Here is a 10,859-nt window from a genome sequence, read left to right on the forward strand (position 1 = left end):
GCAACCGAGACAAGGAAGAAACAGGCGAAAAAGCGGAGTTTAGTGAACTAAATGAGCATTTTGAGCCTGTTTTTGACGCAGTATTCGGCAACACAGATAGATTTTCAACGACCTGCTAAGGCTTGCCCGGCAGACTCAGCCTTTCTAGGCTGGCAGGCGGATACCCTGCTCTTCAATAACGATCAGTTGCTGCTTGTAGAGCGCACCAATGGCCTGCTTGAATGCCTTTTTACTGATGCCGAAATGGGCCTGTACCTGTTCCGGTGTACTGTTATCACTCACCGGCAGGAAGCCACCGCTGGCTTGCAATTTGTCCAGAATCTGCTGGGCTATCCCTTCAACCTTGGCATAGCCGGGCTTCTCCAGAGACAGCTCCAGCTTGCCGTCCTCACGAATACGCTTGATATAGCCTTTGACCCGCTGGCCTTTGCGTAACGGACGGAATACCTCGTTCTGGTACAGCAGCCCCCAGTAACGATGATTCACAATAGCTTTCATGCCCAGCTCGGTGCGATCAGCAATCAGCAGCCGCACTTCCTGCCTGGGCTTGAGCCCGAGACCGGTGTCATCAAGAAAACGATCTATCTTGGTGGAGCCCGCCAGACGGTTACTGCTATCGACAAAAACTCTGACCAGATAGGACTTGCCCACTTCCATCGGTGCCTTCTGCTCGGCGAAGGGTACCAGCAGATCCTTCGGCAGCCCCCAGTCAAGGAAGGCACCGATGCGGCCGACCGAGACCACCGACAGCCAGGCAAACTCGCCCGCCTGCGCCTTGGGCCGCTGGTTGGTGGCAATAAGACGATCCTCAGAGTCCAGATAAATAAAGACCTCCAGCTCGTCTCCTACCTGACACTGCTCGGGGACATAGCGCTTGGGCAGCAGAATGTCGCCCCAGCCACCGGCATCCAGACGCACGCCAATATCAAGCTGTTTGATCACTTTGAGACGGTTGAAGCGACCGATCTGAACCATGAAACGTCTTACCTGTAAGAGAAACTGGCCAACGCTGACGCGAGGCACTGAATAAAGAAGTTAAGTCTAATGCAAAGCGTGGCAGCAGACACGGCAGAACGTAGCAAAAGCGTCATGCCTGGCAGGCATGATGGCAGTCAACGCATAATCACGCCACTCTGTGCGCTATTGGCGCCCTTTGCTAGAGTACATCCCCAGAGTGCTGTTCAAAGGAAGATGGCCTACCTATGATCGTTCGCTGCGCTGTCATACCCCTGCAGCGCCAGCATTCATTCAGTAAGGAACACCGATCGACTGCCTGGGAAGACCCGTCATGCTGTCAGCTTTACTCAAGCGTAGTTGTCAACGGCCACTCTGTCTGCTTCCACCCGCCTTATTTTGCCTGACCCTGTTTTGTTGTCTGCGGCTGCCCACCGCACAGGCGGTACCGCTCACCCTGACACTGGCCTACGCCGACATCGAATCCTTTCCGTATCAGGCTGGCAATGGCATTGAGCCTGCCAACCCACCCGGCATCGCGGTCGAACTGATTCAGCAGGCCGCAGCCGATCTCGGCATCAAGGTTAACTTCCTGCGGATGCCCGGCCGACGGGTGCTCAGTGAAATGGAAGAAGGTCATGTGGATGGCGGCTTTATCTACTCCTACAACAGTGACCGCATCCGCAGTGGTGTCTATCCGCTGCGGGATGGCAAACCTGATCGCAGCCGCCGACTGGCAACACTGCACTACGTTTTATATCGCCGCATGCACGACAAGGTCAGCTGGAATGGCAGCCAGTTCAGTCACCTCAGCACGCCGCTGGGTGCCAATACCGGCTATTCTGTGGTCGCGGACTTGCGCCGCCAGGGCGTGAATGTGGAAGAGGCCCGCAGCACCGCGCAGAATATCCAGAAGCTGCGCTCCGGCCGACTTGATGCCTATGTGGCTCAGTCTATCGTCGTCGATGCCTATCTGGCCGGTGCGAAAATTACCGATATTGAAAAGATTGCCCCGCCGGTCAGCAGCAAGGACTACTTTCTGATGTTCAGCCATCAGTTTTACGCCAGCCATTCACCGCTGGCAGAAGCGCTATGGCAACATCTGGGGGAAATCAGAGACAGGGCCACGGAACAGCTGGCCAAACGTTATCAGGATTAACCGGCTGCTAGCCGGAGACGGTGATGGCCAGAGAAACAGTGCCTGCCACGGCGCCCAGTGCCAGACCGGACTCGCTGCTGCCCGAGGTGCTGGCGGCACTGCCACCACTGCCAGAGGCCAGCGATCGCGGTAAGTCTTCGTTGTCGGACTGACTGACGACCGTGTCTTTTTGCATACTGTTGACCATTTCACCGGTCTTGCGCAGCAGTGCTTCTGCTTCGCGCACGTCCTTCTGCGCCCGTTGATCATCCTGACGCAATAACTGGCGGATCCGCCGCAACAGCTGGCGCAACTCCTGTGCTGCCTCCTGCAATGACTGCGCATCCTGTTGACGCTGGCGGTCATTGCTCCGTGTTGCATTCTGGGTAGCTGGCCACTGCGACTCGCTGTCAGCATCATCAGACAGCTCCGCATCCTCCGCATCCTCCTCATCCGCTGACGCCGTCGATGACGACTGCTCTGTCGCGGCAACAGTCGCCTGGCGCATCCCCTGCTCAGCTTCGGCTACCGCGGCCTGACCAGTGTCGTCGGTCGTGCTGCCGGTGGATGTTGTACTAGTGGTTGTCGCGCTGGTCGACCCCGTGGCCGCAGCACTACTGCTACCACTGTCTTCCTTTAATACCGACGCCACCTGCTTCAACTGCTGGGCCAGCTGTTTGAGCTGCCGCAAAATCCCCTTGGCCATTTCCGGCGTCAGGGTCGCCAGCAGGCGTTTCAGCACCTTGATCTGCTGCTGAATGTCGGCCAGTTTTTCCCTTGCCACTTCCTTGCGCAGTTCACTTTGCCGGCCACTGATCTGGCTGGCCCAGCTTGTTCCCTGCTGTTGCTCCTGCAGCCGTTGCCACAACTGCTGGGCCTCACTGGAAACCGTCACCTGATCGGCGGTGGTGTTCATGTCGGCCGTACTTTGCACCTCGTCATCGCTGCGCCGTGCAGCCATAGCTGCGCTCGCCGTTTTTTCACGGCTGAACAGCAGATGGTTGAACGAGTTGAACAACGACGAAATCGACATGCCTGGGTCCCGTAGACGTGTTACCACTGCCCGTGTCAGCGGTTTGTCAGGGGGTTATCGGCAAGCCAGAACAAAGCTGGAATAAAAAATGTAACGACTGTGCATCTATCTGCTTAAGAGGCAGCAGACCGTGGAGCAGGCATGTCCGGTAATGACCGGTCATGCCAGAACAGACGTGGACCAGTGCCGTGCTTCAGGCAAAACGCTGATTGAGGTAGCTAATGATGTCTTTGGATTCGTACATCCAGCGGGTTTCACCGTTTTCTTCAATACGCAGACAGGGCACCTTGATACGGCCACCGCCCTGCTCCAGCGCCTGACGGTGCTCGGAGTTATTCTTGGCATCACGCAGCTCAATCGGCAGGTTGAGCTTGTGTATGGTACGGCGGGTGCGCACACAGAATGGGCAGGCGCGGAACTGATACAAGGCCAGCTGACCAGCTGCGCTTGCCACTGCCGCCTGCTGCTCAGGAGCACGACGCATCTTGCGTGGACGTGTCAGCAGATCGCCGAGAATGACCAGCTCACCCAGACCAAGACGCAGGGCTTTTATCAACACAACAACCTCTCCTCTACAAAGCTCACCACCACTGCCTTTTATGCTTTGAGGCAGCGAAAAAACCGCCAGTCTAGCCTAAGAACTGGTTGCTTTTCGACCACTCAATTGCGGAAAAATTCCCCCGGCGTACAGGCAAAAGTCTGGCGAAATGCCGCGATAAACGCCGATGTGGACTCATAACCGCAGCTCAACGCCACCTCGGTCACACTGCAACCGCTCTCCAGCGGGGTCAGCGCACTGAGCAGACGCAAACGCTGGCGCCAAATGCGGAACGTCATGCCAGTTTCACGCTGGAACAACCGTGCCAAAGTCTTCTCCGAGGCGCCGAGCTGTGCGCCCCACTGGCTCAGGCTACGCCGGTCATCGGGCTGCGCCTGCAGTGCCTCACACAGTGCCCGCAGACGACTGTCGGTCGGCATCGGCAGGGACAGCTCGACCTCTTCCGCCAGCAGCAGCTGATCGAGCAACACCTGAACCAGACGCCCTTCTGCGTCGTCCTGCTGATACTCCACCGGCAAGGCGGTGAAACTGCGGATCAGCTCACGGATCAGCGGCGTCACCGCCAGTACCCGCGAGTGCTGACGATCAGCCGGCACTACCGCTGGGTCGAGATAAAGACTGCGCATTTCCACCCGGGTGGAATTGAAGACCGCATGGGCGGTATGAGCCGGAATCCAGATCGCCCGCTGCGGTGGTGCAATATAGCTGCCCGCGTCGGTCTGCACATTCAGCACCCCCTGAATGGCATAGGAGATTTGAATCCACGGGTGCTGATGCAAAGGGGTCCAGGCGCCACTGGACAGTGACTCGGCTCTGGCGTAAAGCGGCCGCGGCAGCTGCTGCAGTTCGGGAACCTGACGCTGTTGTCCGTTTATCGACATTTTCTGGCTTTCTGGCGTTAGTCGGAAAATAGCGTCAAGAGTAAGGTAGCGCCCATGCTTCTGTCAGCTGAAATCACAGCCGGTGACCGGCCAGTGACGAACAGACCAGTCCATCGGCCAGACCGGCGGCGGTGAACAGAAGCGCCACTGCACAGCCAAGAGACCGTCATCATGAGTCGTCCCCGCTTTCTACCCGATAATTTTACCCTGGCCCTGCTGACCACCGTTCTGACCGCCAGCCTGCTGCCCTGCTCCGGCAGCATTGCCAGCGCCCTGACCACCCTGACCCATCTGGCAATCGCTCTGCTGTTCTTCCTGCACGGTGCCAAGCTGTCACGTCAGGCCATTCTGGCCGGTGCCGGTCACTGGCGTCTGCATCTGGTGATTTTCGCCTGTACCTTCGTCCTGTTCCCGGTGCTTGGCGTCATCCTGAAACCAGTGCTGTCGCCGCTGGTCACCGATGATCTGTATCTGGGTGTGCTCTATCTCTGCGCCCTGCCTGCCACCGTGCAGTCCGCCATCGCCTTTACGTCCATGGCCCGCGGCAATATCCCCGCTGCGGTGTGCAGCGCTTCCGCCTCCAGCCTGCTGGGGATTCTGGTCACGCCGTTGCTGATGAAGCTCACACTGGGTGCCGAAGGCAGTACCGGCTCGACGCTGGGCGCCATCTGGCAGATCGTCGAACAGCTGTTGCTGCCCTTCGTGGCTGGCCACCTGCTGCGCCCGGTGATTGGCAGCTTCGTTGACAAGCACAAGGGCCGGCTGAAGTTTGTCGATCAGGGTTCCATACTGCTGGTGGTCTACACTGCTTTCAGTGCCGCCGTTATCGAAGGTTTGTGGCACGCGTTGCCACTGTCTGCGCTGCTCGGTCTGGTGGTGGTGTGCATCGTGCTGCTGGCGCTCGTCCTGTTTGCCACCTCACGGGTAGCGCGCCTGCTGGGCCTGAGCAAGGAGGATGAAATTACTCTGGTGTTCTGTGGCTCGAAGAAAAGTCTGGCCAGTGGCGTACCCATGGCGCAGGTGTTGTTTGCCGCCAGCAGTGTTGGCGCCATCCTGCTGCCCATCATGCTGTTCCATCAGATTCAGCTAATGACCTGTGCGGTACTGGCGCAGAAATACGGTGCACGGAAGGAAACACCAGCCCCTGCACTGGCAGACAGACAGCCCGAAGCAGGCTAACTGAGGCAATAAAAAAACCGCGCGCTGCCTCGGTATATCGGCAGGGCGCGGTGAAGGCTCTCTCAATCGCTCCTGGGAGCAGGGATCAGTAACGCTGATCCCACCGGCACAAAACGTTTATCAGGCCAGACGGTCCTGTGTTTCAGGGTTGAACAACACCGCCTTGCTCATATCCAGCATCAGCTCCATTACCTGTCCCACAGGGGCCTGGCTGCGGGGCTCGATGCGAGCATCCACTTCCTGTCCATTGAAGAAAATCTCGATCAGGGTGTCGGCACCGGTCGGCTCGGCCACTTCTACCCGGCATGGCAGGGTATGGCAGAACGGTTCGGACTGACGGTGCGGCATCACATGGGTGATCTGCTCAGGGCGCAGGCCCAGAATCACTTCCTTGTTCAGCCAGCCATCCAGCGAACCCTGTTTGGCCTGCGGTACGGGCAGTGCGTAGGTATCACCAGCCTGATTGGTCAGGCTGACGCCATAGCCCTGATCCAGCTTCACCAGCGGCGCCTTGATAAAGTTCATTGCCGGTGAGCCCATGAAGCCCGCCACAAACATGTTGACCGGGTTGTCATAGATGTTCTGCGGCGAATCCAACTGCAACACCACGCCATCCTTCATGACTGCAATACGGTCAGCCAGGGTCATGGCTTCGATCTGGTCATGGGTCACGTAGACGATGGTGGTGCCCAGACGCTGGTGCAACTTCTTGATTTCAGTACGCATTTCCACGCGCAGCTTGGCATCTAGGTTGGACAGCGGCTCGTCGAACAGATAAATCTTCGGTTTGCGTGCCAGTGCCCGGCCCATGGCCACACGCTGACGCTGACCACCGGACAGCTGGGCAGGTTTGCGGTCGAGCAGGTGCTCGATCTGCAGCATTTTAGCGACCCGCTCCACTTCCTGATCGCGCTCAGTCTTGGCCACCTTGCGCATTTCCAGACCGAAGGCGATGTTTTCGCGTACGCTCATGGACGGATACAGAGCATAGGACTGGAACACCATGGCGATGTCGCGGTCCTTGGGTGAGCGATGAGTGACGTCATCGCCACCGATACGGATTTCACCGGCAGTGATGTCATCCAGACCGGCAATGGCGTTCATCAGCGTGGATTTACCACAGCCGGACGGCCCGACCAAAATCAGGAACTCACCGGAATCGATGCTGATATTGATGTCCTTGAGGACGCGCACCTTGCCGTAATCTTTGAAAACCTTGTTGATTTCGAGTGCGGACATTTCTCTTAACCCCTATTTGTTCTTGTGTGAGCTACCTTGCCGGTGCTGCTGTGCCTCTTCGCCAGCAGCCACCGGAGCGCAGCCATCAGCCTTTGACCGCGCCGGCAGTCAGCCCTCGTACAAAGTATTTACCTGCAGCAACGTACACTACCAGTGTAGGCAATGCCGCGATGATTGCCGCCGCCATATCGACGTTATATTCCTTCACCCCGGTGGTGGTGTTGACCAGGTTGTTCAGCGCCACAGTGATGGGTTTGGTGTCCTGACCGGAGAACACCACGCCGAACAGGAAGTCGTTCCAGATCTGGGTGAACTGCCAGATGATGCAGACCACGATGATGGGCGCCGACACCGGCAGCAGGATGCGCCAGAAGATGGTGAAGAAGCCGGCACCGTCGAGCTTGGCGGCCAGCACCAGCTCATTGGGAATGCCCACATAGAAGTTGCGGAAGAACAGGGTGGTGAAGGCAATCCCGTACACCACATGGACAAATACCAGCCCGGTTGTAGTATTGGCCAGACCGACGTAGCCCAGCGTCTGCGCCATCGGCAGCAGCACCACCTGGAATGGAATAAAGCAACCAAACAGCATCAGGGCGAAAAACAGCTCGCTGCCCTTGAAGCGCCATTTGGTCAGCGCATAACCGTTAAGGGCACCGACGAAGGTAGAGATCAGCACGGCCGGAATCACGATCTGGAACGAGTTCCAGAAGAAACCACTGACGCCGTTGCAGGACACGCCGGTACAGGCATTGGACCAGGCCTTGTGCCAGGCATCGAAGACGATTTCCACCGGCAGGCTGAGAATGTTGCCGGTACGGATGTCATCCAGCGTTTTTACCGAGGTCAGCAGCATCACCGCCAGCGGTAACAGATACACCAGCGCGGCCGCGATCAGGATGGCGTAGATACCGCCACGGGCCAGACGCTCACCGGTGGAGACTGGGCGTGTATTAGTCATTACGCTTGCTCCTCAGCTCGGAATACAGATAAGGCACCAGGATGGCCAGCACACCGGCCAGCATCATCATCGCCGAGGCCGACCCCAGACCGATCTGGCTGCGGGTAAAGGCATGGGCATACATGAAGGTGGCAGGCAGGTCGGTGGAGTAGCCGGGGCCACCACCGGTCAGGGCCATGACCAGGTCAAAACTCTTGATGGCAATGTGTGCCAGGATCATGACCGCACTGAACAGTACCGGACGCAGGCACGGCAGCACGATACGGCGATAAATGGTGGGCATGGAGGCTCCATCCAGCTGGGCGGCCTTGATCATGGAGTTATCCACGCCACGCAGACCGGCCAGGAACATGGCCATGACAAAACCGGACGACTGCCAGACAGCGGCGATAACCAGGGTGTACTTGGCCATGTCAGGGTTGACCAGCCAGTCAAAGGTGAATTGGGTGAAGCCCCAGTCATGCATCATTTTTTCCAGGCCCAGACCTGGGTTGAGAATCCATTTCCAGGCGGTACCGGTAACGATGAAAGACAGCGCCATGGGATAGAGATAAATAGTGCGAATGGCACCTTCCTGACGAATTTTCTGATCCAGTAGCACCGCCATGAAAGCGCCGAGGAGCAGGCAGATCAGCATGAACAGGCTGCCGAAAATCAACAGGTTGGTGGCTGCTACTGCCCAGCGATCATTCTCAAACAAGCGAACATACTGATCGAAGCCGACAAAGTTGCTGTAGTTCGGCAGCATGCGTGAATTGGTGAACGACAGCACGGCGGTCCAGATGATAAAGCCGTAGACGAAGACCAGGCTGATCAGGAAAGACGGCGCCAGCACGATCTGAGGCAGCCAGTCCTGCAGGCGATTGCTGAAGCGGCGGGGGGCTGCTGCAGGCTGCACGAGACCGTCCGCCCCGGATTTCAGGGCAGCATTGTTATTTGACATAGGAGTCACCTTTTACTTCGGAAACCGGGCCAAAAGCTGGCCCGGTAGCAGAGATCCGATCCGTGGCGAGCATGCACCACGGATCGTGCGCTGGCTTAGCCCGCTGCTTTGACCGCTTTAACCAGACGCTCGGCTGCCTGCTGGGCAGTCATGTTGGCGTCGTTAAAGTAGTTGGTCACTACGTCGTAGATGGCACCCTTGACGTAGGAAGTGGTGGACATACCGTGCGCCATGGAGGGTACCAGGGTGCCGGACTTGGCATCGGCAGTGAAGTCATCCATCGACTTGATGGCGCAGCTGTCGAACTTGTCACGGGGGATGTCAGGACGAACGGGGATCGAACCCTTGTTCAGGTTGAACACTTCCTGGAAGGTCGGCTCCATGATGATACGGGCCAGCGCTTTCTGCGCTTCTTCCTGAGAATTGCTGTTCACATGGAACATAGCAAAGGAGTCGATGTTGTAGGTATAGGCATCGGCAGTACCGGGTACGGCTGAGCACAGGAAGTCCTTGCCTGCCACCTTGCCGGCGCTGACGAACTCACCCTTGGCCCAGTCACCCATGATCTGGAAGGCAGCTTTGCCATTGATCACCATGGCGGTAGCCAGGTTCCAGTCACGGCCGGGAGCATCGGGGTCCATGTAGTCTTTCAGACGCTTGTAGGTAGTCAGCACCTTGACCATGGTGTCACCGCCCAGCGCGTCGTCATCCAGATCAACGAAGGCCTTGCGGTAGAACTCAGCACCACCGATAGACAGGGCGACCGCTTCGAAAATGGTTGCGTCCTGCCAGTCCTGACCGCCGTGGGCCAGAGGGATATAGCCAGCGGCCTTGATCTTGTCGCCGTCAGCGAAGAACTCATCCCAGGTCGTCGGCATGTGGTCAACACCGGCGGCTTTCAGCACTTCCGGATTACCCCATACCCAGTTCACACGGTGTACGTTGACAGGGACTGCCACGTAGTGACCGTCGTACTTCATGCCATCGGCCACCACTTTAGGCAGCAGCTCATCCCAATGGTTGGCCTTGGCCACGTCATCCAGATCAGCGAGGAATCCCAGCTCGCCCCATTCCTGAATTTCAGGACCTTTGATCTGGGCGGCAGTAGGAGGGTTGCCAGACACAGCGCGAGACTTCAGTACGGTCATGGCGCTATCACCGCCACCCCCTGCTACGGCAAAGTCTTTCCAGGTATGGCCTTCTTTTTCCAGCAGCTGTTTCAGTACGGCAACGGATTTGGCTTCGCCACCGGAAGTCCACCAGTGCAGTACTTCTACTTCACCAGCGAAAGCGGAGACGGCAGACAGAGAAGACAGACCCAGAGCCATAGCCAGGGCGACAGGCTTCAATCGAATCATGGTTTTACCCCTGTGTTATTCTTGTCGGGAACGATTTTTTGATTTGCTTTTACTTCGCTCTACCCTGTCTGCACGCACTCAGGTGTCATGCAGCAAAGTCGATGTGAGAGAGCGTCAGTAGAAGGTAGACAAGGCACTGAGAGAACACGAGTTATATAACCCTACATAACATTGTTGAAATATTACGAGCCTGTAATATTTAAGAAAAACACTGATATTGCTTGGCAAAGCGCCCTTACAGCCCGACCGGATAACTCCCCTGAATACACATAAATGCAAACAGCCGCGCGATGGCGGCTGTCTGAAAAGAGCGGTCAGAATGGCAGCTCAGTGATCATCAGGGTACATCCCTGTGCGCCTGAGCGACTTTTAACAGGCTGTTGAAAAACGTTATCGAGGCAGCCGAGACAAGGAAATACCCCGAGGGCACAAGAAACAGGCGAAAAAGCGGAGTTTAGTGAACTAAATGAGCATTTGACTCGCTTTGCTCGCCCCTTCGGGGCCGTGCTAAAGCACGTTCAGCCTCTGGCTGTGAGCCTGTTTTTGACACGGTATTCGGCAACGCAGATAGATTTTCAACAACCTGTTAAAGACGGAACTGCCCCAATACCCGG

Annotated in this window: 10 protein-coding genes; 2 read left to right on the forward strand and 8 right to left on the reverse strand. The window is 57.2% G+C overall.

The window, feature by feature from the left end:
* Positions 1–144: 144 nt before the first annotated feature.
* A complete protein-coding gene (locus tag WH50_RS08540) occupies positions 145–975 on the reverse strand; it encodes a CvfB family protein (protein WP_110186933.1) in 831 nt (276 codons plus the stop codon).
* Between the two features lie 313 nt (positions 976–1,288).
* On the opposite strand from WH50_RS08540, the gene WH50_RS08545 reads away from it, so the two are divergent.
* Entirely contained in the window at positions 1,289–2,113 is an 825-nt protein-coding gene (locus WH50_RS08545) for a substrate-binding periplasmic protein (RefSeq protein WP_110186934.1), read from the forward strand.
* Between the two features lie 7 nt (positions 2,114–2,120).
* Here the strand turns inward: WH50_RS08545 and WH50_RS08550 are convergent, their stop codons facing one another.
* The 3 genes from WH50_RS08550 to WH50_RS08560 form a co-directional block, all read right to left on the reverse strand.
* Complete coding sequence (locus tag WH50_RS08550; protein ID WP_110186935.1) at positions 2,121–3,125, reverse strand: hypothetical protein; 1,005 nt, start codon at positions 3,123–3,125, stop codon at positions 2,121–2,123.
* Positions 3,126–3,318: 193 nt separating this feature from the next.
* Positions 3,319–3,684, reverse strand: a complete 366-nt coding sequence (locus WH50_RS08555) for a glutathione S-transferase N-terminal domain-containing protein (protein ID WP_110186936.1) — start codon at positions 3,682–3,684, stop codon at positions 3,319–3,321.
* A gap of 101 nt (positions 3,685–3,785) precedes the next feature.
* On the reverse strand, positions 3,786–4,565 hold the full coding sequence (locus WH50_RS08560) for an AraC family transcriptional regulator (protein ID WP_110186937.1): 780 nt from the start codon (positions 4,563–4,565) through the stop codon (positions 3,786–3,788).
* Between the two features lie 171 nt (positions 4,566–4,736).
* On the opposite strand from WH50_RS08560, the gene WH50_RS08565 reads away from it, so the two are divergent.
* Positions 4,737–5,744 carry a bile acid:sodium symporter family protein gene (locus WH50_RS08565; protein ID WP_110186938.1) on the forward strand — a complete coding sequence of 336 codons (1,008 nt, stop codon included), beginning with the start codon at positions 4,737–4,739 and terminating at the stop codon, positions 5,742–5,744.
* Positions 5,745–5,864: 120 nt separating this feature from the next.
* Here the strand turns inward: WH50_RS08565 and WH50_RS08570 are convergent, their stop codons facing one another.
* The 4 genes from WH50_RS08570 to WH50_RS08585 form a co-directional block, all read right to left on the reverse strand.
* Positions 5,865–6,983: an ABC transporter ATP-binding protein gene (locus WH50_RS08570; protein ID WP_104155481.1), complete on the reverse strand. Its 1,119-nt coding sequence runs from the start codon at positions 6,981–6,983 to the stop codon at positions 5,865–5,867.
* A gap of 85 nt (positions 6,984–7,068) precedes the next feature.
* Positions 7,069–7,944, reverse strand: a complete 876-nt coding sequence (locus WH50_RS08575) for a carbohydrate ABC transporter permease (protein WP_104155480.1) — start codon at positions 7,942–7,944, stop codon at positions 7,069–7,071.
* Complete coding sequence (locus WH50_RS08580) at positions 7,937–8,887, reverse strand: carbohydrate ABC transporter permease (protein WP_110186939.1); 951 nt, start codon at positions 8,885–8,887, stop codon at positions 7,937–7,939. Before WH50_RS08580 ends, WH50_RS08575 begins: the two co-directional genes overlap by 8 nt.
* A 95-nt stretch (positions 8,888–8,982) precedes the next feature.
* Entirely contained in the window at positions 8,983–10,245 is a 1,263-nt protein-coding gene (locus tag WH50_RS08585; protein ID WP_104155478.1) for an ABC transporter substrate-binding protein, read from the reverse strand.
* Positions 10,246–10,859 lie beyond the last annotated feature (614 nt).

The sequence above is a fragment of the Pokkaliibacter plantistimulans genome (assembly GCF_003194385.1).
In the GTDB taxonomy this organism is placed as follows: Bacteria; Pseudomonadota; Gammaproteobacteria; order Pseudomonadales; family Balneatricaceae; genus Pokkaliibacter; species Pokkaliibacter plantistimulans.

Bases quoted from the DNA above. Each gene is read 5' to 3' on its own strand.
- WH50_RS08565 (WP_110186938.1), top strand. From the start codon at position 4,737: ATGAGTCGTCCCCGCTTTCTACCCGATAATTTTACCCTGGCCCTGCTG.
- WH50_RS08580 (WP_110186939.1), bottom strand. From the start codon at position 8,887: ATGTCAAATAACAATGCTGCCCTGAAATCCGGGGCGGACGGTCTCGTG.
- WH50_RS08585 (WP_104155478.1), bottom strand. From the start codon at position 10,245: ATGATTCGATTGAAGCCTGTCGCCCTGGCTATGGCTCTGGGTCTGTCT.
- WH50_RS08560 (WP_110186937.1), bottom strand. From the start codon at position 4,565: ATGTCGATAAACGGACAACAGCGTCAGGTTCCCGAACTGCAGCAGCTG.
- WH50_RS08570 (WP_104155481.1), bottom strand. From the start codon at position 6,983: ATGTCCGCACTCGAAATCAACAAGGTTTTCAAAGATTACGGCAAGGTG.
- WH50_RS08550 (WP_110186935.1), bottom strand. From the start codon at position 3,125: ATGTCGATTTCGTCGTTGTTCAACTCGTTCAACCATCTGCTGTTCAGC.
- WH50_RS08540 (WP_110186933.1), bottom strand. From the start codon at position 975: ATGGTTCAGATCGGTCGCTTCAACCGTCTCAAAGTGATCAAACAGCTT.
- WH50_RS08545 (WP_110186934.1), top strand. From the start codon at position 1,289: ATGCTGTCAGCTTTACTCAAGCGTAGTTGTCAACGGCCACTCTGTCTG.
- WH50_RS08575 (WP_104155480.1), bottom strand. From the start codon at position 7,944: ATGACTAATACACGCCCAGTCTCCACCGGTGAGCGTCTGGCCCGTGGC.